Annotated in this window: 18 protein-coding genes and 1 pseudogene; 3 read left to right on the plus strand and 16 right to left on the minus strand. The window is 39.4% G+C overall.

Going from position 1 to position 22,252, the window contains the following annotated elements:
* Position 1: 1 nt before the first annotated feature.
* From pgaB to HLH18_RS08875, 6 genes and pseudogenes are all read right to left on the minus strand, one after another.
* On the minus strand, positions 2-1,936 hold the full coding sequence (pgaB, locus tag HLH18_RS08850) for a poly-beta-1,6-N-acetyl-D-glucosamine N-deacetylase PgaB (protein WP_502708118.1): 1,935 nt from the start codon (positions 1,934-1,936) through the stop codon (positions 2-4).
* 334 nt (positions 1,937-2,270) lie between these two features.
* Entirely contained in the window at positions 2,271-3,998 is a 1,728-nt protein-coding gene (locus HLH18_RS08855) for a sensor domain-containing diguanylate cyclase (protein WP_502708115.1), read from the minus strand.
* Between the two features lie 274 nt (positions 3,999-4,272).
* Entirely contained in the window at positions 4,273-4,611 is a 339-nt protein-coding gene (locus tag HLH18_RS08860; RefSeq protein WP_171546527.1) for an FKBP-type peptidyl-prolyl cis-trans isomerase, read from the minus strand.
* Between the two features lie 159 nt (positions 4,612-4,770).
* Positions 4,771-4,953, minus strand: a pseudogene (locus HLH18_RS16320) (MgtC/SapB family protein); the annotation flags it as partial.
* Between the two features lie 88 nt (positions 4,954-5,041).
* On the minus strand, positions 5,042-5,572 hold the full coding sequence (locus HLH18_RS08870; RefSeq protein WP_171546528.1) for a YaeQ family protein: 531 nt from the start codon (positions 5,570-5,572) through the stop codon (positions 5,042-5,044).
* Between the two features lie 61 nt (positions 5,573-5,633).
* Positions 5,634-6,644 (minus strand): CobW family GTP-binding protein, encoded by a 1,011-nt coding sequence (locus HLH18_RS08875; protein ID WP_171546529.1) that lies wholly within the window; start codon positions 6,642-6,644, stop codon positions 5,634-5,636.
* A 478-nt stretch (positions 6,645-7,122) separates the two neighbouring features.
* Between HLH18_RS08875 and HLH18_RS08880 the strand changes: the two genes are divergently transcribed.
* The gene (locus tag HLH18_RS08880; RefSeq protein ID WP_171546530.1) at positions 7,123-8,730 is read left to right on the plus strand and encodes a bifunctional 3-(3-hydroxy-phenyl)propionate/3-hydroxycinnamic acid hydroxylase; all 1,608 of its coding nucleotides are present in this window, start codon (positions 7,123-7,125) and stop codon (positions 8,728-8,730) included.
* Positions 8,731-9,147: 417 nt separating this feature from the next.
* Here the strand turns inward: HLH18_RS08880 and HLH18_RS08885 are convergent, their stop codons facing one another.
* The 7 genes from HLH18_RS08885 to HLH18_RS08915 all read right to left on the minus strand — a co-directional run bounded on the left by HLH18_RS08885 (position 9,148) and on the right by HLH18_RS08915 (position 15,145).
* Positions 9,148-9,762 carry a glutathione S-transferase family protein gene (locus tag HLH18_RS08885; protein WP_171546566.1) on the minus strand — a complete coding sequence of 205 codons (615 nt, stop codon included), beginning with the start codon at positions 9,760-9,762 and terminating at the stop codon, positions 9,148-9,150.
* 142 nt (positions 9,763-9,904) lie between these two features.
* Positions 9,905-10,798 carry a LysR substrate-binding domain-containing protein gene (locus HLH18_RS08890; RefSeq protein WP_171527804.1) on the minus strand — a complete coding sequence of 298 codons (894 nt, stop codon included), beginning with the start codon at positions 10,796-10,798 and terminating at the stop codon, positions 9,905-9,907.
* A 12-nt stretch (positions 10,799-10,810) separates the two neighbouring features.
* On the minus strand, positions 10,811-12,001 hold the full coding sequence (locus HLH18_RS08895) for an MFS transporter (protein WP_171527805.1): 1,191 nt from the start codon (positions 11,999-12,001) through the stop codon (positions 10,811-10,813).
* A 27-nt stretch (positions 12,002-12,028) separates the two neighbouring features.
* Positions 12,029-12,598, minus strand: a complete 570-nt coding sequence (locus HLH18_RS08900; protein WP_171527806.1) for a TetR/AcrR family transcriptional regulator — start codon at positions 12,596-12,598, stop codon at positions 12,029-12,031.
* 135 nt (positions 12,599-12,733) lie between these two features.
* On the minus strand, positions 12,734-13,255 hold the full coding sequence (locus HLH18_RS08905) for an acyl-CoA thioesterase (protein ID WP_131292311.1): 522 nt from the start codon (positions 13,253-13,255) through the stop codon (positions 12,734-12,736).
* Between the two features lie 367 nt (positions 13,256-13,622).
* Positions 13,623-13,820: a hypothetical protein gene (locus HLH18_RS08910; protein WP_171527781.1), complete on the minus strand. Its 198-nt coding sequence runs from the start codon at positions 13,818-13,820 to the stop codon at positions 13,623-13,625.
* A gap of 329 nt (positions 13,821-14,149) precedes the next feature.
* Positions 14,150-15,145, minus strand: coding sequence for a patatin-like phospholipase family protein (locus HLH18_RS08915; RefSeq protein WP_171527807.1), 996 nt, complete (start codon positions 15,143-15,145; stop codon positions 14,150-14,152).
* Positions 15,146-15,284: 139 nt separating this feature from the next.
* Between HLH18_RS08915 and chrA the strand changes: the two genes are divergently transcribed.
* On the plus strand, positions 15,285-16,493 hold the full coding sequence (gene chrA / locus HLH18_RS08920; protein WP_171527808.1) for a chromate efflux transporter: 1,209 nt from the start codon (positions 15,285-15,287) through the stop codon (positions 16,491-16,493).
* A 56-nt stretch (positions 16,494-16,549) separates the two neighbouring features.
* On the opposite strand, the gene gltS is transcribed toward chrA, so the two are convergent.
* Both gltS and HLH18_RS08930 read right to left on the minus strand, forming a co-directional pair.
* Entirely contained in the window at positions 16,550-17,791 is a 1,242-nt protein-coding gene (gene gltS / locus HLH18_RS08925) for a sodium/glutamate symporter (protein ID WP_131292317.1), read from the minus strand.
* 577 nt (positions 17,792-18,368) lie between these two features.
* Positions 18,369-19,712, minus strand: a complete 1,344-nt coding sequence (locus tag HLH18_RS08930) for a DcaP family trimeric outer membrane transporter (RefSeq protein WP_171527809.1) — start codon at positions 19,710-19,712, stop codon at positions 18,369-18,371.
* 388 nt (positions 19,713-20,100) lie between these two features.
* On the opposite strand from HLH18_RS08930, the gene HLH18_RS08935 reads away from it, so the two are divergent.
* Positions 20,101-20,808 (plus strand): nitroreductase, encoded by a 708-nt coding sequence (locus tag HLH18_RS08935; protein ID WP_171527810.1) that lies wholly within the window; start codon positions 20,101-20,103, stop codon positions 20,806-20,808.
* A 101-nt stretch (positions 20,809-20,909) separates the two neighbouring features.
* Here the strand turns inward: HLH18_RS08935 and HLH18_RS08940 are convergent, their stop codons facing one another.
* On the minus strand, positions 20,910-22,127 hold the full coding sequence (locus tag HLH18_RS08940; RefSeq protein WP_171527811.1) for a multidrug effflux MFS transporter: 1,218 nt from the start codon (positions 22,125-22,127) through the stop codon (positions 20,910-20,912).
* Between the last annotated feature and the right edge of the window lie 125 nt (positions 22,128-22,252).

Here is a 22,252-nt window from a genome sequence, read left to right on the forward strand (position 1 = left end):
TTTAAGGAACAAGTTTGCTTGATTTCAAATCAAAGGCCTGGCGTAACACTTGCGTATTGGGATGATCTTGAATCGGATCATCGGGATAGTAAGCCACGTGCATTGCACCTTGTTGATATAAAGATTGAATGGTGCTTGCCATTTCATCTGAGGGAACCTTTTGATTGCTTCGCCAGTTCACTGCCTGCAATTCAAAGACCGTTTTTTTGATTCCCTGTGGAAACTGCTTCACGCGATTGACAATATCCCGATAAAAAACATCACTATTCGAGGCTTGTTCCATATAGGGCATCGCCATGATGGCAGTGAAATCATAACGATTGATGGACTGTTCTAAAGACTGTGAATACCAGTTTTCCGCATACGGTTTCAGCGCAACTTGCGCATATAAATTTCGTGCGGTGAGTAAAAAAGGATGATACTGACGGACTTGTTGTGCCAGTTGCATGGCAAAGTCATCAATATACTTGGTCTTATAAGCCGTCCATTTTTGCAGCTCGGCATCATTGCTGCGAATTTCGGCTAAATCGGTCGGCAAACCAATCGCCGCATAAGCTTTCAAAGCTTCGGGACTGGCATCTTCATAGTCAGATAAGGTGGTATCGTCATGGAATAAAATACCGTTAAAAGGCACGGACTTGGCCAGATCTTGATAAATCCCGCTAATAGTTTTTCGCGCATCGGGTGAAAATGGACTTAAACGGCGATAGCCCATATTCAGATGTTCTGAGTCTTGGCTTTGCTGGGTTTCAACAAGATGTTGTGCAACTGGATTATTTTTAGGTAATTCCCAAGCCAGTAATGGCATCCACGCGTAGACACGCCCCACTTGGGTTCGGGTCTGAATTTGCCAGGCCACACGGTTAAACAAGTCTGCGCGCATCGGTAAATAATGATTGGGGAAATACACCATATCCGCTGAACCGTTGGCATCAGGATCGGAAAAAGCCTGTAAATATACGGTATTCACTTTCATCGCCACAATCCGGTCCAGCAGATGATCGAGGTTACGTTCTTGTTGAATCGGATCTTTGTCGTAAATGTAATCTAGATCGATATGCATGATTTTTTGAGGACGATTATTGTCGCCCAAATGTTGCTGACGATTTTGAATTTCTCGCGCTAAATCCGTTGTAGTCATATTACCTTCAATCAGAATACGATTGAGCTGGCCCAGTGAACTTTTCGCTGAATCCGCACCATCATCCAGACTGATGGCAACCGGCATACCCAGTTGTTTGGCAATTTTCACGGTTTGCATATTATAGTGACCATAAGGCCAAACCATCACACGAGGTGATTTCAAACCATGTGCAGTCAATAACTGGTTATTCTGCTTTAAGTCACCTGTAATCCGTTGCTGATAATGACGTTCGGTTTCATAACTGGCAGATTTAGGATCGTATAACCGTGTCACTGCCGCCGGTTCCATATTGCCCTGCGGATTGCCCAAGATGCCACGATGCAGGTTATAGCTATGACTGGCAATTTCGACCAGACCACTGTCCTGCATCTCTTTCAATTCAGCCCAGGACAACATTTGACTACGCTGAATTTTCTCACCTGAAAAGTCAACGCTTTGACCTGCTTTAGGCTCTAGCCATGAACCCACGACCGCCAGCACCACCGGAATTTTATTGGCTTTGGTCACCGGATAGGCATTTTTATAAAATGATGCATAGCCATCATCCACCGTCAATAACACCGGTTTGCTCGGCAAGCGATATTTCCCTTCGTGCGCTTTAATCAGCTGATCGACATTAATAAAATGAAAGCCATTATTTTTAAGCCAGCTGATATGTTGCTGAAACTGCTGGGTCGTTACCGAATAGTCAGGAATCAGGGCCGATTGACGATCGGTAATTTCATGGTAGCCAATCACGGTAAGGGTTGGATTGCTGACTGGCAGCGTTTTACTCCAGGCTAAATGAGGCATCTGACATAAAACGGCGGAAAGAGAAGCAGAAAGCAAGGTGGACAGCAAGCGAGTCTTCATTGAATGGTGCTCAAAAAACATTTTATGCTCTGAACACGTAACATCATTGATCAATAGAAAACTACCCTTTTCATGATTTACGACGTTCAGAACTCTGAATCTGTCTTTTTATCCAATCAAGCTGAAATGAAGCTTAAAAAATAATAATTTTTTGAAAATGAAACGTTTAAAAATAGAGGAACTGTGATCAAGATCATCATACTTTAACTGGCATACCTACTTTTTATTTTAGTCAAAAGAGCTAAAAAAAGGTTAAATATCCACAAAACTTAAACTAAGTTCTAGAGGGCTGATATTGATCCCGTCCGGCATCCTTGGCTGCATAAAGCTGAATATCGGCAGCTTTCATCAGTTCATGAATATCGCTATAGGGATGATTTCGATCCATCCATGCGACACCCATACTTAAAGTCACATACTGTTTTTGATCCGGCCGGTTTAAATGTTCAAATTGAGAATCTCTGACTGCATTTAAAACCTGCTGCAACACATTCAAGACCACTTGACTCGGAATATTATGCAAAATAATGGCAAACTCTTCCCCACCGTAGCGGGCAACATAAGCAGATTCAGGCAAAGCCTGCTGGATCAGCTTGACCAGGTCTTGCAAAATTACATCCCCCTTCAAATGCCCATAGTAATCATTATAGTTTTTAAAATAATCCACATCTAACATGGCAAATGCCAGACTATAATGGGTATGATTTTGTGTCAGGGTAAATAATCGCTGAATTTCAGCATTTAAAGCCCGCCGGTTAAAAGCCCCGGTTAATGCATCTATTTGAATTTGTCGCTCTAGCTTCTGGTTCAGTTGATGTAATTGTGAAGTGCGCTCCTGTACTTTATGATCCAGAGAACTATTCAGCTCAAGTAAGTTATTATTCAATTGCTCAATATGCGAGGTATGCTGTGCATAGTTTTTTGACTGCTGAAACATAATCAGCAAGGCATAGAAACTGGTTGAAATAAATGAAAGATTAAATGAATCGAGTAAATTTAAGGTCAACAAGAAATCATGAAAAAAGGTCACACATAATAAAATTATCGCCCATACATTGACACTGGAATATTGCTCTTTTGATTTCAGGGTCAGATAAAAACCGTAGCCAAAATTTACAATGACAATCGGGCTGATGACCCAACTATAAAAGGCAAAACGCTGAAACACTTCAGGCACAGTAAACAAGGTCACCATCATATCCATGATCAGTACGCACATTGCCACACTGTAAACAATCGGATGTATATAACGCCGACTGAGTAAAAACATATAACTGATAAAAAAAGTGACTGCCAGATAAGTAAACAGATATTCTAAACGCTCTCCCCATAACCAGCTGATATTGGTAAAGGTGGTATAGGCATAAGGGGCTGAAAATAAATTATGCAAGGCCAGAAACAGGATAAAAACACCAAACACAAAAACCCGGATACTGCTGCGATTAATCACTCCTTGGAATACTGAAAACATTAAGGTAAACATTCCAATACCCAAGACTGCTCCACATACCAGGCCAATACTCATCATCATCTGCTGGAACTGGCGACCAATGGTTGTGCCTATGCCTATCCGCATCGGATTTTCAAGACCACCATGCTGAGGATCAAAATTGGATGCCTGAATGGTGATGGTGAAATACTCTTTTTCCACCACAAAAAAGGCAATTTTAGGTGCATTTTCCGTTTGATGATGGCTTGGGTCTTTTCCAACTTCTCCTAAACGCAGTATAAAATCACCATTCAAGAACATTTTATAAGCCCCATATTGATTGGGAATAAAAATGGCTATACGGCGCCCTACAAATTGCTTAGGTATTTTAAAATGGCCAATAAATGTGCCATAAGTTTGGTTAGTTCCAGTGATTTCTTTAAAAGAGACTGGCAAAGTTACGCTAGTCGATTTTAAAACTGAACTGGGTTGCGTGATGAATTGCTCAGGATAATACTGCCATGTCCCCTTAAAAGGCGTAGAACTATCTTCAGTAAACTGAACATCATTCAAGAATTTTTGATGTAAATAATAAGATTCAGGCGCGGCTTCATAAAGTGCCCAGACCTGCTTCTGCCCCAGACCTATGCATAGACATATTGCTAGAAAAAGTTTAAAAAAATGAATTAATTTCTGAATTTTATACAAAAAGCGAATCATCCTTAAATACGCTTAGCTATTTCTTAATGTAGCGGTAAAAAAATAAAATTCAAACTATTTTTCACCTATCTGCAAGATTCATCCTTGCCTCTTGCAGAATATTTTTCAACCTATAATCAAGGCGCACTTAATCACGTGTTTTTACATCAAACAACTCTATTTCAAAAATAAGATTGGAGTTTGCAGGAATGATTTTACCCATTTTACGTTCACCATAAGCCAGGTGTGCAGGCACCATTAATTTACGTTTACCACCGACTTTCATGCCCATAATGCCTTGATCCCAGCCTTTAATCACACGACCAGTACCAATCACGGTTTCAAAGTAGTTGCCACGGTCAATGGATGAATCAAATTTGGTTCCATCTTCCAGCCAGCCGATGTAATGAGTCGTAATCAGCGCACCTTTCACCGCTTCTTTACCTTCACCTACTTTTAAATCGATAATTTCTAATTCATTTATCATGGTCATTTACCTAAACTGAGCAGCAATTTTTCAATGCCTAGTATAACCGGATTTGGCTGCATGCTTTAGAATTTAAGAGGTATCCGTTCTTAGCTGTATTTAAAAGCTGAGCTCCTGGATATTTGAATCATTCAATAAATAAGCCATCAATTTTTTATGATTTTTATCTTTAAAAATCACCCCTGCCCGGACAAATCCAGCCCGGTCAGAATATTGGCAGGAACTCAAACTGACCATAATCATAGTTCAAAGGCCGGCCGATTTGCTGCGATATTCTCGCTCTGCATCAATAATTACCCCAATACCGAGTGCAATCAGCAAACGATAGAGATCCAGATACATATATTTTCCCTTTATTCATTTTTATTGTTTTCAGGTATAGGTAATTTTGTGATCAGGATGCAAGCCTAAGCCTGCAACCTGTATCTATTTATTGTAAGCGTTCCCATTCCACCACGACTTGAGCATGATCCCCAATCAAGGTCCATTCGCCATCCATAACATTTAGCTGTAACTGCATGGTACGCTCGCACAATTGTGGCAATGCCTCTGTGGTTGCAGTAGAGAGTTTCCAAACTTCTACATTGCCTAAGGTTTTGAGTTTGCTGTTGCGCTTATACCATTCATCTACTGATGAACCATAAGTAACCACAGCCACCTGTTTGCAACGCGCACTGGCCTTTTTCACCTTGTCTTCATCCGGACTGCCCACTTCAATCCATTTAATCAGTTGGCCGGTCAGGTCTTTTTGCCATAACGCCGGCTCATTAGTTTCAAACAGATCTTTGGTAAATTCCAGAGCTTCATCAGCAAAACGCGCATAAGCCAAAATACGCACCATCAAACGTTCAATGGTTTCTGAAGGATGCAAAGCCATAGTGAGTTGATAATCACCATATTGATGGTCATCCATATTGGCAATATTCAAATCTGCCTTATAAATTGTTGCTTTTAGCGCCATAAAAGAGTCCTCAAATTTGGCGCCTAGCATATAAGATTTGCGGCTATTTTGCTGAAATGTTTTAATCCTGATCTGAATGGATCTGACACTGGAATAGTTGCTGTTCAAATAACTGCCAGTCACGCGGATGCTGCACAATAATTTCAATACGGTTATCCACGCCTTCTTCTGCAGACTGATAGTTAAACTGCTCGGGATTAAAATTGAAGGTTTTCCAGCCCTGGTTGGTATTAAAAATCCCTTTAATCCGCAGCCACTGTTGCTGTTCACACAGCAGATCCAGCAAGGCATAAAAGTCGAATTGCCAGCGCTTGGGCAACTTCCACCCCGCTACACTATAGCCTTGTGCAGTTTCAACATAGTGATAAGGCAACTGTTTAATTTCTGGTAGAGGCTGTCCAGCTGAAAATGTTTTTTGGATTTTCAATAAAGGCTGAATTTTACGTCTGGTTCCCACATAAGGCAGGTCAATTTGTTGCAGAAGAATTTTATCTTGCCCGCTCATCAGCCAGGTTTGCTGATAAGCCTGATATTCACGCTTTAACGCCTGCAAAGCCTGATCATCTGCAAAACTCATAGTATCCGCATGGGACACCACAATGATTTGTGCTGCTTTTAACTGATCGGCATATAAATTCTGCTTGCTCCAATCACCATCATGCAAACGGGAACCATCAACTACAGTTACCAGCGCACGCATGGCAATACTCGGCTGCCAGTGCGGTTCGGTCAGCTGTTCCAGCAATTGTGCAGGATGCCCCAAACCTGTGGGCTCGATAAACAACCGGTCCGGTTTGCTTTCTGACAATAAACGCGATAAGGCAATCTGCATCGGTAACTGGCTGCTACAGCAAAGACAACCGCCCAACAGCTCTTTCACTTCATAGCCTTGAGTTTGCGGTAACAGCTGCTGATCGACCCCAATTTGCCCAAACTCGTTCATCAACACCGCCCAGACCTCATTTTCTGGCTTCTGACTGAGCAAATGTTGAAGCAAGGTGGTTTTTCCAGCCCCTAAAAAACCAGAAATAATATGAGTCGGTACCGCTTGAGTAGGAGAAATCAGTTTCAAAATCAACTCGCTTTCAGATAGATATAATCAGTTCACCAGTAAGCACAACTCACCAACCCATACGGATCATGAGGATGCTCACTTTCATTTTTTCCGTACTGCATAGTAAAGCATCCAGTTTATTTTGAATCCTTCATCATTCAATTTTATTTTTTGACGTTTTTAAAATCTAACTGCAAATCATTCACTCCATGCTGTTGTATCCAAAGCAGGATTAAGTCAAAAAGCGGAATGAGGTAAACCCTTGCGCTTTTTATGTTTAGCAAATATTTATATATGATAGAAAAAAATGATCATTAAGCCCAAAAACCATATAGTAGACAATTTAAATAAATATTTATTTTCAATATCTTAGATAATCATATGTATTTCCGCTGTTTTGTTTTCATTCAACATATCTACTATGGCATAGCTTGTTTAGACCCTCAAATTCACCGTTAATACGCTTAAATGTGAATTGATTGAATGGGCATTCGCTATGAGCAACAAAACAAATTACACCACTGAAGTGGCAATCTTGGGCGCAGGCCCTGTGGGTTTGACTATTGCGAACTATCTAAGTAAACAAGGCATTCAGGTCACTGTAATCGAACAACTGGACAGTTTGATTGACTACCCGCGTGCTATTGGTATTGATGATGAATCTTTACGTACCATTCAATCACTCGGTTTAGTCGATCAGGTCTTGCCGCATACCACTCCGAACCATGCGATGCGTTTCTTGACCCATAAAGGTCGCTGTTTCGCAGATATTCAGCCACTTACCCGTGAATTTGGTTTCTCGCGTCGTAATGCCTTTATTCAGCCTCAAGTGGACAATGTGTTACTGCAAGGTTTAAAACAATACGATAAAACTGAAGTGCTTTTTTCACGTCAGCTCAATGAGTTTAGCCAAGATGCCAATGGCGTAACGCTTAAGATTCAAGATAAAAACCAGAAAGAAGAAACTGTTCAAGCAAAATATTTAATTGCCTGTGATGGTGGTAACTCAATTGTACGTCGTACTTTGAATATTGGTTTTGAGGGTAAAACTGCACCGAACCAATGGATCGTGATCGACATTGAAAATGATCCTTTAGCGACTCCACACATTTACTTGTGCTGTGACCCAGTTCGTCCATATGTATCTGCTGCACTTCCGCATGGTATCCGTCGTTTCGAATTCATGGTGATGCCAGGTGAAACTCAGGAAGAGTTAAGCAAACCAGAAAACATCGCAAAATTGCTGTCTAAAGTTTTACCGAATGCTGAAAATATTGAAGTAATCCGTCAACGTGTCTATACGCATAATGCACGTATTGCCGATAAATTCCGTGTCGACCGTATTTTACTTGCCGGTGATGCAGCGCATATTATGCCAGTATGGCAAGGTCAAGGTTATAACAGCGGTATGCGTGATGCCTTTAACCTGGCTTGGAAAGTTGCACTCGTGGTACAAGGTAAAGCAACTGCAGATTTATTGGACTCTTACCAGATTGAACGTAAAGACCATGCCAAGGCGATGATTGATCTTTCTGTGATGGCAGGTCACGTACTTGCACCACCTAAAAAATGGCAAGGTTTTGTCCGTGACGGTATTGCCTACGCATTGAATTACATCAAGCCGATTAAACAGTATTTGCTGGAAATGCGTTTCAAACCGATGCCAAAATATAACGATGGTGCCTTGCTTGCAGATGGTAAAAAAGAATCTCCAGTCGGTAAAATGTTCATTCAGCCGCATGTGAAACTTGAGTCTGGTGAAAAGGTTTTACTGGATGATGTGATTGGCAACAACTTCGCAATTATTGCCTGGGGTGTGGATCCACAATGGGGACTCAGTGACAGCACCATGCAAGTCTGGAAAAAATTAGGCGTTAAATTTATTCAGATCATTCCTGAAGTTCAGTTTGGCAATGAAAACCGCAAGAAATTTGACGGTGCGATTACCCTTGGAGATATTGGTACCGATATCCGTACCTGGTTTGGTAAAACGTCTGAATCGGTTGTTATTTTACGTCCTGACCGTTTTGTGGCAGCGCTTGCAATTCCACAAACTCTGGATCATGTCAGTCAGCAACTATTCAAAAAGCTGCATGTAAAATAATGCAGATATAAAAATATATTCACTGAATCATATTCAGAGGCCTGACCACGTGAAAGCGTGGTCTTTTTTATTTCAACTTCTATTAAGTATTTAAATTAGATCCTGTTTATAGATCAAATAATTTCAATATTAGATTTTTTTCATAAATCATTTTCAATGACTACAAGTTATTCATCATGCCAAAATAAAAATAGATTTTAGTAGGTATTGGATTCATGAGTGTGGCATGGATGCCACACGTTTCCCATCACGACAAGGAAATCGTGTATGGGAAACAAAAGGTTTTTGTCTACTTTTGACCTTTCAAAAGTAGAAAGATTGCCTACGCGAAGGCAAAAAAATTAAATCAATCAAATGAGGCCGTGCTGATTTTAAAAAATCTAATATTGAATATTTTTGATTTATGAAAGAAGTCAATTAATCATTGATTTTATGCAACCATGGTACACCTTTCATGGAATCACGCTGGGCCAGAAGCTGAATAAACGGCTTGAACTCATCCAGATACGGCAATATTTTCAGATAGATAGCAAAAATCACCCAATAACCCAGAAATAAATCTGCTGCTGAAATTTTCTCACCCAGCAAATACGGATTTGCTTCTTGCATACCCTTTTTTAGAAATGCCAATACGCTCTCTTCATGACCAAAAGTCAGGCTCCGTTTTCTTTGTTCAATTTGCTCGTCCGGCACGTTAAGCCCTTTTAAATCCATAAACTCAGTCAAAGGACCATGAGTAAAGAACATCCATTTCAGATAGGCACCACGCTTGGGGTCATCTAGAGGGGGTGCTAAACCTTTTTCTATACATTTGTCGGCCAGATAGGTAAATATGGCCGCGACTTCGGAAATCATGACCCCTTGATCGATCAGGCAAGGTACTTTCCCCATGGGATTAATCTTTAAATATTCAGCTTGATGCATATTTTCATAGGGCACGTTTATTTCTTCAATCTGGTCTTCTATACCCAACTCTTTTACTAAAAGCATCACGGTCATACCACGGGACTGGGTATTGTTATACAGCTTCATCATTTTTATTCGACCTATCTTGTTGTTTTAGATTTTAAGTATAAATCGTTTTAGATGATGTGTTGATTATTGTGATGTGAAGCATGACATTAACTCCGATGCTTCTACTTTATAAAAAGCATCGGTTCATCATGACAATTCTTTAAAAGAAGCCCATATAAAACTGTTCTTTCAAGATTTTTAAAATCAGTTCAATCACTTCATTTTTTTGACCTTTACGGTAACTTACGTACAGGTCAATCATCGGTAAAGGCTCAATGGTATTTTTCACCACAATTTTATCGCCCAACAATGGAATGACATAGGTAGGCACCAAACTCCAGCCCACGCCCATTCCGACTAAATTGACATTCAACAAAATATTGGTCGATTGCTGCACCACATTGACATTCAATTTAGATTGCTTAAAGAAGTCGGTAATAATTTTATGTAATTGAGGTGAAGCAATTTCATCACTGATAATAAAATCCTGGTTGTTAAAACTCTTAATACTGACGTGACGCTGCTCGGCAATCGCGGAATCTTTAGGCACAATTAAAGCCAAAGGCTCGCTAAAAATTTGTACATGCTCAAGTTCACTGGACTCATCAATATAGCGGGTAAAGGCGATATCAATATCGCCTTTTTTTAAGGCCTTGAACTGATTTGCATCGGTCATACTATGAAAGTTAATTTTAATTTCTGGAAAATGCACCCGGATATTCGGCATGATATAAGGGAAAATTTTCATTTCAGCCACAGGCACAAATCCAATATTCAACTGGTCTTTGTTTAGGTTGGCAATCTGACGTGCGTCCTGAATGGCTTTTTCAGCATGTTCCAAACTTAATAGTGCTTCTTTTAAAAATGCTTTACCTTCTTCCGTCAGTTCAACTTTTCGGTTCGATCGAACCAATAGCTGAACTCCAACTTCCTGTTCAAGGTCTTTAATCTGCTGGCTTAAAGAGGGCTGTACCGTGCACATCCGTTGTGCAGCCTTGGTAAAATTCAGCTCTTCTGCCACTGCAACAAAATAGCGTAAATGACGTAATTCCACAGCCGTACCTCTTTATTTGGGTTGTTTAAGTGATGCTGAAACGGTGTATTTATAAACACATAAAGTTGCCACAGTAATGACCGCACAGAATAGATAAGTCATTTGATAACCATAATAGGCAATGATCAGACCCAGAATCACTGAACCAAGGGCCATACCTAAATCAAATAATGTAAAGAAAGTCGAAATTGCATGTCCCATTCGCTGCTTAGACACAGACTGAATCGCCAAAGTTTGAAAACATGGAAAGAGTGAACCATAGCCAATCCCAATAAATATAGCAGATAGCCAGAGAATCCATTGGTTTGAGATAAAACTCACCACCACCAAGCCTAAAGCAAAGAAAATAAACGAAGGATAAATGACGGCACTGGCACCTTTACGATCATAAATTTTCCCGACCCAGGGCCGTACCACAATCATGGAAATTGCAAATACAATAAAAAATAAACTGGTATAGGCCAGTAAATCCTTGGATTCACTATATGCGGTAATGAAGCTCATAATGCTGGAATAGGCAAATGCAGTCAGTAAGGCCACAAAGCCAATCGGAACGGCACGCATTTCAATAATGTCATGAAAACCTAAAGGTTTTTCTTCTACTTTATTGGTTAACTTATCGAGTTTATTTTCTTGTACAGGAACCATTAAACAGAAAATAAAGCCCAGACAAATCACGGCAGTCAATATTGCAAACAAGCTGATAAAGTCAGTAAATTGCAGCACGGTTAATGCAATCAATGGTCCAAATACCACGGCAAGGTTAGTCGACATCACGAAATAGCCCATCCCCTCGCCCTTACGATGATCAGGAATGAAATCATTGGCAATCGGCACGGTTACCGTGGTCAATATGCTAAACCAAATACCGTGGATAAAACGAATCACCAATAAAGCCCACATGCTATCGGCAAACAAATAGCTAAAAGCAAAAAGAACAAATAAAAATTCGGAACCGCGAAAGGATATTTTTTTCCCGAGTTTTTCAACAATCAATCCGGAAAATGGGCGAACTGCAATTGAAGACAGCAGAAATAAAGTCAGTGCCAAACCTGCTTCTTTGACCGTTCCACCTAAATTTTTCATGATATAGATGGGTAAAACGGTCAGTAGCGCATAATAATAAGTAAATAAAAACAGGTTATTGAACAGACACAATATGAAAGAACGGTTCCATAAGCGCTCGGTATTCGTGGTAGTCATAACGATCAACTTTCTGTGTAGCCATGGCTACTTTTGAACAAGTGCGGGTTGCATGAGTAGATGTACCAAATTTTGAATGTAGGTTGCATCGGGCATGCGATTGAAGAAAATAATTTGATAATGAATCGGCCCATAAAGCGCATCCAGCATCAGTTCAAAAGGATAGTCAGCAATAATTTCATGACGCTCAATTGCAATTTGAATCAGCTTACGGGTTTGCTCACGGCGCGGTAATAAATACTGTTCAAAGAATTCACCCGCAGCTTCACGATGCTCAGCCATCACCACCAGTAAGGCGCGCCCAACCGGATGATTCAATGCATGCGATAACTTTAAAAGTTGCTGATTCAAATTAAATTGCAGACTTTGCTGAAAATCCAATTCAAATACTGAAGCGGTCTGTTCTTTGAAGGCATCAAAGACCAAATCAGACTTATGCTTCCACCAGCGATAAATCGTGGATTTCCCGACCCCTGCCCGTGCCGCAATATCTTCTACAGTTAAATGACTGTAGTCATATTCTTCTAATGCTGCGATCACAGCTTTCAAAATACATTGCTTACGGCGTGAAGTTTTCTCAACCTCGACTTCAGTCATAGCACCACCCAAAAACGAAACGATACGTATCGTTTTTTATATTATGCCGATTTAGGGCTGCTGTATAGACCAGAATCACATTTTCATATTAAAAAAAAAGACCGCTTCAAAGCGGTCTTTTTCATTCAATGCTGATTAGCATTGTGAAGTTTTTTTATAAATACTGCATGATGGATGATGACTTTCTTGTAGACGTGCCACTTTGCGATGTTCAGCCGCTTCAAAACGGCAGCGTTTCCAATCATTGTCTAAATTTAGAGCTGGAATTTGTTGTGGCTTGCCATTTTCATCCACAGCAACCATGGTGAAATAACAACTATTGGTATGACGTACTGTACGCTTTTGAATGTTCTGCGCTTCTACACGAATCCCGATTTCCATAGAAGTACGCCCAACATGGTTCACGCTGGCAAGGAAAGTGACTAATTCACCAACATGAATCGGTTCTTTAAAATTGACTTTATCGACCGACAAAGTGACCACATAGCTACCTGAATAACGGCTGGCACATGCGTATGCGACCTGATCCAACAATTTTAAAATTGTTCCACCGTGAACATTACCTGAAAAATTTGCCATATCTGGAGTCATTAAAACCGACATAGTTAATTCAGACTGGTCATCTAATGCTGGAGCAATTTGATCTAATGGGGACATCGCGTTCTCTAGTCTCTTGGATAGACAATAGTATTTAGTCATTATTATATCGTTTTTCGACGAAATAGAATGTCCAAATCGGCAATAAAATCATCATTATTATTTATAGTGATTTCACCATCATTCAAAAAAATATATATCAATCTATTTAACACACTGTATTTTCTATCTTTTTAATTTATCGTAGTTTTTATAGAATAAATACTCAAAAACCTGATTACAAAAAACACATCAACATTCATTTAAAAACATTCCATCTTAAAATAAAAATGTTGTCAGTTTGATGAAAACTCAATGCAAATCCATTTGCAGATATTCTTTTAAGTATTTAATTGCTTAAAAATAAAATACAGCTTATTAAATAAAATTAAGAAGCTATTTTACGTAACATCTCTTTGGAAATATTACCGTAACTGAGTACATTTTGCTGATCAAGCTGTGTTTCAATACTTAATGTACCGTCCGCATTTTCTGCAATCACAGTAAAAACAAGATGTTCCATAGTGGCCATTTTGACTTTATGCCCGATGCTAATTTTTTCTATATTCATACTGCTGCTATTCATTTAACGATCCTTACAGAAATATGTTTTCATATCGATTTTAATGAAATGAAGTTTATTGACTTTTCACCCAGCGGTAAACTTAAATCATTGAACAAAAACATATTAATATAAAAATAATATAATATAAAACTTTTAACCACTTAATTAATTTTATTTAGCAATATCAATTAATTAATTTATCTTTACAATAGAATGAGTCTTCATTGGATTGTTTTTCAATCAAAATCCAACTCCATATGACACTATTGCAAGCAGGAACAAGACTTAATTAGATAAAAACATGGATGCCTTGTTCTTGGCTCACTCATTATTTCAGTTTATTTACAACTTCAATCATGCGCACTCAATTGCTGAATTTTATTCACGGGTGAATAATAATGCTTTTGATTGAATACTGTTGAAATGGAATTTAATTGATTTCGTGCTGCTTCAGCACCTGCTCGCATGGTCATTTCACGACCTTTAACATCAAAAATATGTGCTTTTTCTCTTAAATCGGGCTGAATCACAATATCTGCATGTTTAAGTTCCTCTCTGGCCAAATGGTTCTGCATAATATTAATATTTTGGTTGAACAAGCCCCAAACATTGCTGGTTTCCGTATATATCGGTTGAGCCAGAATATCTACAGCAATAATAATATCTGCACCTAGCTCGCGCGCGACATTCACAGGTACAGGACTGACCAAACCACCATCTACATATTCATCTTGACCAATCTTAGTGGGCACAAACATACTTGGAATGGATACGGAAGCACGTACTGCTTGCCCAGTGTTGCCATAATTAAAGACCACTTTTTTGCCTTCTTTTAATTCTGTCGCCACTACATACATGGGCGTTTTAAGCAATTCCAACGGTGTATTATTCACTTGCTGATTAACGTAGTTTTCAACTTTTTTACCGTCAAAAAAACCTTTCATATCCAGTTTTACATCACGGACATCATTGGCTTTCATATTTAAAGCAATATCACGCAATTCATCCGCAGTTTTGCCGCTGGCATAAATTGAACCCACAATACTTCCTGCACTGGTACCCACAATAAAATCAGGATGAATGCCTTGTTGTTCCAATACTTGAATGACACCAATATGTGCATAGCCCCGCGCACCACCACTACCCAGTACCAAGGCTACAACCGGACGATTTTGCTGTTTTTTTAATTTTTTAAAATCAATGCGATCAGCATGTACTTGTGCATCTACACTTGGGGACTCAGATAAGCCTGTAGAGCCAACAGTAAGCTTAGCGTGTGGAACACTTTGGCATCCCACTACACTCACTACCGCTAAAGCAATATAACCAAATTTGATATTTATCATGAGCCACCCAAAGATTAATAAGCTTATCTTTTAAAAGTCGTACAGTTTAAGAACTATATGTTTTTCACATTGTAGTATTTCGTTAAACTGCCATCGAAAAATATTAGACTTTAAAAAATTAACCCTAGTGAAATTGCCAATGCCATCTCTTCATTATCGCACTATTTTCCTGACTTTTCTAAAATTAGGTTGCCTCGCATTTGGTGGTCCGGCGGCGCATCTGGTGTTTTTCCATCACACCTTTGTGAAGCAGTTAAATTGGTTAGATGACCAGCAATACGCCCAACTGGTGGCTTTGGCACAAATTTTACCTGGCCCGACCAGCAGTCAAGTAGGCTTGGCGATTGGCTATGTAAAAAAAGGCTATTGGGGTGCCATACTCGCATGGCTGGGTTTCACTTTACCTTCTGCACTACTGATGACCATAGTGGCACTATTGGGCAAACAATTTTTCCCCCTGCTTTCTTCAGCATTTTTTCATAGTATTCAATTGATTGTTTTGGCTGTGGTCGCCTGGGCATTCTGGCAAATGCTACGCAGCTTTTGTACCCAACTTTGGCAATACATTTTAATGCTCTGTTCCACCCTCTTTATTTATACGGTTTCGCTGCCGATGAATCAAATCATTGTGATTTTTATCGCGGCATTATTAGGGATATTCTTCGCACAAAAAATTGCTCCCACAAAAGTAAATAAAGTGGAAACCTCTTCTTTAACAGATGCTATTTCTTCTACAAAAAAATCATATGCTTATCTTTGGTTAATACTTTTTATTCTGCCTTTTTTTATCTTTCCCGTTATGAACTGGCTACACAGCAGTATGTTCACTCAAAGTGTTGAAAGTTTTTATCGTACAGCTTCGCTGGTGTTTGGTGGTGGCCATATCATTCTGCCTTTTTTACATCAGGATTTCGTTGCCACAGGTTTACTTTCAGCAGAAAAATTCGATTTAGGTTATGCCTTTGCCCAGCTGATGCCAGGTCCTTTATTTAGTTTTGCCAGCTATATTGGTGCGTTAATACCTTTAACTCCATTTCCCGCACTCAATGCATGTATCGCTACCTTGGCTATATTTATTCCTTCCTTTTTGCTGATTTTTGGAACCCTGCCTTATTGGTCGTGGCTGATGAATCAAACTTATATTCGGCATGCGGTTGTGGGAATCAATGCGGCTGTGGTGGGATTGCTGCTGTGTATGGTCATACAAATGGCGCAGCATTATATTGTACAACTGACTGATCTTTTATTTGTTATAGTGGTCATTGGATTACTTAAAACCAAACTTCCCGTCTGGTTGTGCCTAATTGGCAGCTGTATAGGCTACCAACTTATTCTGACTTTTTTATAATATTGAGGGATAAAAAAGCCCTAGTCAGCTAGGGCTTTTTAGACATATATTCAGACTTATACAAAAAACTTAAGAATCAGCTGAATGACGGTCGCATTAATTAAATCGACAAAGAATGCCCCACATAATGGAACAATCAAGAAAGCTTTATGCGAAGGACCATACATATTGGTAATGGCCTGCATATTAGCTACGGCAGTAGGTGTTGCGCCCATACCAAAACCACAGTGCCCTGCAGAAAGTACGGCAGCATCATAGTTTTTACCCATAACGCGGAAAGTCACAAATGCCGCATAAAGTGCCATGGTTAAGGTTTGCGCACCCAGAATGACCACCAATGGGCCAGCCAAATCTGACAATTGCCATAACTTCAAAGAAAGTAAGGCCATAGCGAGATAAAGCGATAACGAGGCATTTCCGAACACATCAATGGCACGATCGAAAATTCCAACTTTAAATACCCCTTCCAGAACATTTCGCAGAATTACACCACCGGCCAAAGTCCATACAAAGGTCGGAAGCTCAAACCAGGTATCCTTACTAAAGCCGGTCATAAATTCAGCAAAGGCCAAACATGCTGCGAACATGCCCAAAGTGGTAATCGCATTATCAGCCGTAATTAAACGCACCTGATGCGGATATTCAAATTGAGTAAATTCAGTTGAATCGGTATCAGCATTGAGTGTTGAGTCCCGGGCTTCAATTTGCTGATTACTACGCGGCTGAGCAAGTTGATAACGGTTAATCAACATTTTGGCTAAAGGACCGCCAATGATGCCACCAATGATCAAACCAAAAGTTGCGCTGGCCATACCCAAGGCTAAAGCACCCTGAATACCGTGTTCAACTTCTAGAATTTCACCCCAGGCACCCGCTGTACCATGCCCACCAGTCAGGGTAATTGAACCAGCAATTAAGCCAATTAAAGGATCAATTCCCAATAAAGTTGCTAAACTAATCCCGACAAAGTCTTGTACGACAATAAATGAAGCCACACAAACCAGGAAAATTACCAGCCCCAAACCACCTTGTCTTAACTTGGCAAAGTTTGCACTTAAACCAATAGAGGCAAAGAAAATCAGCATAAAGCTAGTCTGTAGTTCACTACTTGTAGAGATGCTGAGACCCCAAATATTGTGCACAAATAGTGAAGCAATCGCCGCGACTAAGCCACCTGCCACGGGCTCGGGAATATTGTAGCGTCTTAAAAAATCAATTTTATTGACAAGAAACCGTCCTAATAAAAGAACGATTACCGCTGCAATGAGCGTATAAAAGGCATTAAAAGTAAATTCCATCATCATTGTCCATAAAATGGTTGGATTCTTTTTGTTCTATAGCCTTGTTATTTTCTTGAAACAAAGAAGCTCAAGAACCATTTGATAAAGATCAAATAAAATAAAAGCTGTACAACAAAAAGGAATAAAGAAAATTCATTTTTGATAAAACTACGGACAAGGAGATCATTTTTTCATATAGATGAAAAATATTAAAAAAGACGATGCAAGTTATTATATTCTTGGAATTCAATGAAAGAACATTTCCTTAAATCCCTACTAACCCGCTTACTCATGAGAGATCGTCTCAATTAAAGCTTCTAGTCCATATCATGTTTATTTCTGCAGGATATGCAGAAATAAACATACATTTTTAGCAATGATAATACTATCACGCCAGGCAATGTTCAAAAGAGCATATATTATCCAGATTTGGGGATTAATGTCTCTATTTATTTACAATTTTGCCTATTACTAAAAATTAGGTTTTCACGTTTTAATTTTTTAAATAAATAACTATTCATATTGTCAAACTTTAAATAAGAAAAGAGGCGATTTATTCGCCTCTTTTCTTATTCTGTATTTCTAAACTTCTAGATTAGAAATTGTATTTTGCCATCAAGCCTACACGGTTATCTTTAAATGTTTTACCTGTAAATGCTTCACGCTTACCATTCACGTATTCCAAACCTAAATCAACAGGCTTAACTGGTGAATAAATAACGTTTAACCAAGCCTGCTGAACTTCTTTGTTTGCTGTTGTATTTCCAGCAGCTATAAAAGTTTTTGCATAATTAGTATCATCATCAGCAAATAATGCACCGTACGCTAAAGTAGAACGTAATTTTTCATTAAACTTATAGGTCGCACCCACTTGAACTGCAGTAAATTTATTCTGTTCAATGTTGCCATTTGCATCTACAACATATGCGGTATTAGCACCGTATAAATAATTGCTGTTTCCTTCCACGTACGAAACATCGCCAGTGAATTTAAGCTGATTAGTTACATCAAAAGTAGTGCCTGCGGCTAAACCCCAACCTGTTTTATCATCATTTCCATCCTGAACCTTATGATGCTCAACTAAAGCACGTCCAGTTGCATTGCCTTTTCCTTCAGCATAGCCTTGAGTAATTTTTGCAGTTAATGCAGGAAGGCTATATTTTACTGTTGAATCTGTCACATTATCTGTTGGAGGATTTGCAATGATATTTTTAGAGGCTTTACTATCACCTTTTTCGGCAGAAATAAGTAACTGAGTAGCTGGAGCCAGTTTTAGACCATAGCGTACTTGTGGAACACGTGTTGTACCACCACCAATGTTCGTCGCAAAGTCAATCATTTCTGGCGCATGATTCGACAAGAAGTTAGATGTAGTTTGACCAAACAGCCAATCATTATAGGTTAAATAAGCATGACGAATACGCAATGCCTCATTGGTCCCTGCAAAATCAACTTCAACTTTACCACCGACTTTAGCATCACCAACAGGTGTATTGAAATCAAGGCCTAAACGTGTCGTTTTACCCGTTGCACGTAATTTATCTTTTACAGTAGATGAACCTGTACCCACAGTACCGGCTTTAGAAGCATTACCGAAGTCATCATCAGCACCTTCAATGATGTAGTTCGCATCACCACGAACAAAACCATATAAGTTTACACTTGAACCCGCTTTAGTTTTAAAGCCGGTTAATGCTGATTCAGGTTTAGCTGCTGGTGCTGGAACAGGTTGTGCTTTGACTTGCTCAATTTGAGTTTGCTGCTGTTGTTGAACTTGATGTTGCTGTTGAATTAAAGATTTTAATGCTTCAACTTCTTGACGTAGTTCTTGAATTTGTTGTTGCTCAGCTTTACCTGCATGCGCTGTGCTTACCATTACAGCTGTGACTGCCAATGCTAAACTTTTAGCCATAAATTTACCGTTGAGTAAACGACTCATTCTAATCTCCTATTTAAATATTTCGCATCCGTGCATAAATGACCCTTAAAAACTCAACAAATCAATAAAAAATCATGATTTAAAATTTTAAAAAGCTTCAAAAATCATTGCATTTTCTGCTTATCAGTAAAGTGAAAAAAGTTTAAAATTTTATAAAAGTACAACATATGTAACCCATATGTAGCCATCAATCTACCAAGTTCTCTACTTGATTAAAATCAGTTTTATTGAACAATGATTAAAAAATAATCTTATTTTTAGATTTATATTACAAAATTATGAATATATTCTTTAACTTAGCAAAAATTTACACAAAGTCTTACGTACAAATATTCGACTAATGTATATAGTCATAAGCGCTAAAAAACTCATTTCAAAAGGATTTTTTATGAATTTTGAACAAGTTCGTTATGTTGATGATGCCATTACTTCACGCCATTCAGTACGGGCTTTTTTGAATAAACCGGTTAATCCGCAAATCATTAAAGACATTTTAACTGTCGCAAGTCGAGCACCTTCAGGAACCAATACACAACCCTGGAAAGTGTATGTGGTGACTGGGAAAAAACGTGATGAAATGGTTCAGCGAGTGTGTAAAGCACAAATTGAACTGTTTACCCAGCCAGAACTTGCTAATCAATACCAGGAAACATTTGCCTATTATCCAGAAACGTGGATTTCACCCTTTATTGAGCGTCGCCGTGAAAATGGCTGGGGTTTATACGGATTGTTAAATATCCAGAAAGGCGAAAAAGAAAAAATGGCGCACCAACAACTGCGTAATTTCCAGTTATTTGATGCACCTGTTGCCCTGTATTTCACCGTGAATAAGGTCATGGGCATTGGTGCTAAAATGGATATTTCCATGATGATTCAAAATGTCATGATCACGGCCAAAGCGCGTGGTCTAGATACTTGCCCTCAAGCAGCCTGGAATCATTTCCACCCGATCGTGCTGGATGTACTCAATGCTCCTGAAGATGAAGAACTGGCCTGTACAGTTGCGCTCGGTTATGCTGATACGGACGATATGATAAATACCTTTATTACCCCGCGTATTGCAGTTGAAGAATTTACCGTGTTTTTAGATGAATAAATTGGACGAATAAACTGGATGAATGAATTAATTCACTTCATCTAAAAAAAGACCTGCATTCAGGTCTCTTTTTAATTCGATTTTTGCTTTTCTTTCCAATATTAGGTGCTTGATTCCTCATAATGTTTGGGCGGGCTTAATTTCATAATCGCCACTAAAGTTACAGCTACAAACATGATCATCACCAAGCCCATGTTTACGAGTGCACTCCAAATCAGGAAATTCAAGATCACGCCACCGAGCAAGCCACAGGCAAACTGCATGCTGCCCATAATGGCACTGGCTGTTCCTGCGCGCGAACCTTGTTCCGACATCGCCAAAGCCATGGCATTTGGTCCAGTAAAGCCAATACCGGACACCGCCAAAAACATGCCTGCAAGTACAATCCACAACGGGATCTGTCCCATTAAACCGGCAACGAATAAAATAGATGAGCCTATCAGCTGAAGCACAGCGCCTATTTTCAAACGGCTGAGTACTGAAAATTGATGCGCGAGTCGTTTATTTACAGTCGACAACAACACAATACCAAAAGCATTAATAGCAAAGGCATAAGCAAATTGTTGTTGGTCTAAGCCATAGTTATCCATCAATACCGAAGCTGAGGAACTGATATAGCAAAACAACACCCCGCCCGAAAAACAGCCGGCCAGCATCGGCCATCTAAAACTGCGGTCAGTAAAAATGGCAGCATATAAATTGCCGATCTGGTTGAGATTCAATTTTAAACGGCGTTCAGGCGTTAGACTTTCCTTAAAGAAGAAGTGTACGCACAGCAAGCAGATCAAGCCTATCAGCGTTAAAAACACAAACACGGCATGCCACGAAAAGAACTTTAATACCATTGCACCCAAGCTTGGTGCAATAATCGGTGCAATCCCCATCACAATCATCATACTGGCAAAGGCCTGTGCCGAAGCTTGCATGTCTAAACGGTCACGAATGGTCGCCCGAGCAATCACTACCCCGACGCAGCCGCCAACAGCCTGTAAAATACGTGCCGCAATTAAGCTCCATTCATTGGTCGCAAAAACGCATAGCATGCTTGCCACGATATAAAGCACCAAACCAAAATAAAGTGGCTTTTTGCGGCCAATTCGATCGCTCAAAGGCCCATAAATCAACTGTCCCAATGCCAAACCTAAAAAATAGGCAGGTAAAGTATTGGCCACCATTTGTGTGCTGACCCCAAAGTCATTGGCCATTTGTGGCAATGCCGGCAAGTACATATCAATGGAAAGTGGACCCAATGAAGTCAGTAACGCCAACAGCATAATCCATGCCGTAGAATATTGTTGAGTAGACTGTTGTTCAGACATATTGATATTTAATTTTTAAATGGCTACCTTGAAGACAAGCTTACACTGTACATAGTATTATTTCTCAGAATTGAGAGTGAAAAATCACATAATTCAACTCCACAATGCACAGATCACCTTGCGGT

The organism is Acinetobacter sp. ANC 5414, assembly GCF_013004295.1.
Classification (GTDB): Bacteria; Pseudomonadota; Gammaproteobacteria; order Pseudomonadales; family Moraxellaceae; genus Acinetobacter.

Excerpts from the sequence above, each read along its gene's own strand:
- pgaB (WP_502708118.1), bottom strand. The coding sequence starts at position 1,936 with ATGCCTCATTTAGCCTGGAGTAAAACGCTGCCAGTCAGCAATCCAACC.
- HLH18_RS08860 (WP_171546527.1), bottom strand. The coding sequence starts at position 4,611 with ATGATAAATGAATTAGAAATTATCGATTTAAAAGTAGGTGAAGGTAAA.
- HLH18_RS08870 (WP_171546528.1), bottom strand. The coding sequence starts at position 5,572 with ATGGCGCTAAAAGCAACAATTTATAAGGCAGATTTGAATATTGCCAAT.
- HLH18_RS08880 (WP_171546530.1), top strand. The coding sequence starts at position 7,123 with ATGAGCAACAAAACAAATTACACCACTGAAGTGGCAATCTTGGGCGCA.
- HLH18_RS08885 (WP_171546566.1), bottom strand. The coding sequence starts at position 9,762 with ATGAAGCTGTATAACAATACCCAGTCCCGTGGTATGACCGTGATGCTT.
- HLH18_RS08895 (WP_171527805.1), bottom strand. The coding sequence starts at position 12,001 with ATGACTACCACGAATACCGAGCGCTTATGGAACCGTTCTTTCATATTG.
- HLH18_RS08900 (WP_171527806.1), bottom strand. The coding sequence starts at position 12,598 with ATGACTGAAGTCGAGGTTGAGAAAACTTCACGCCGTAAGCAATGTATT.
- HLH18_RS08905 (WP_131292311.1), bottom strand. The coding sequence starts at position 13,255 with ATGTCCCCATTAGATCAAATTGCTCCAGCATTAGATGACCAGTCTGAA.
- HLH18_RS08910 (WP_171527781.1), bottom strand. The coding sequence starts at position 13,820 with ATGAATAGCAGCAGTATGAATATAGAAAAAATTAGCATCGGGCATAAA.
- HLH18_RS08915 (WP_171527807.1), bottom strand. The coding sequence starts at position 15,145 with ATGATAAATATCAAATTTGGTTATATTGCTTTAGCGGTAGTGAGTGTA.
- chrA (WP_171527808.1), top strand. The coding sequence starts at position 15,285 with ATGCCATCTCTTCATTATCGCACTATTTTCCTGACTTTTCTAAAATTA.
- gltS (WP_131292317.1), bottom strand. The coding sequence starts at position 17,791 with ATGGAATTTACTTTTAATGCCTTTTATACGCTCATTGCAGCGGTAATC.
- HLH18_RS08930 (WP_171527809.1), bottom strand. The coding sequence starts at position 19,712 with ATGAGTCGTTTACTCAACGGTAAATTTATGGCTAAAAGTTTAGCATTG.
- HLH18_RS08935 (WP_171527810.1), top strand. The coding sequence starts at position 20,101 with ATGAATTTTGAACAAGTTCGTTATGTTGATGATGCCATTACTTCACGC.
- HLH18_RS08940 (WP_171527811.1), bottom strand. The coding sequence starts at position 22,127 with ATGTCTGAACAACAGTCTACTCAACAATATTCTACGGCATGGATTATG.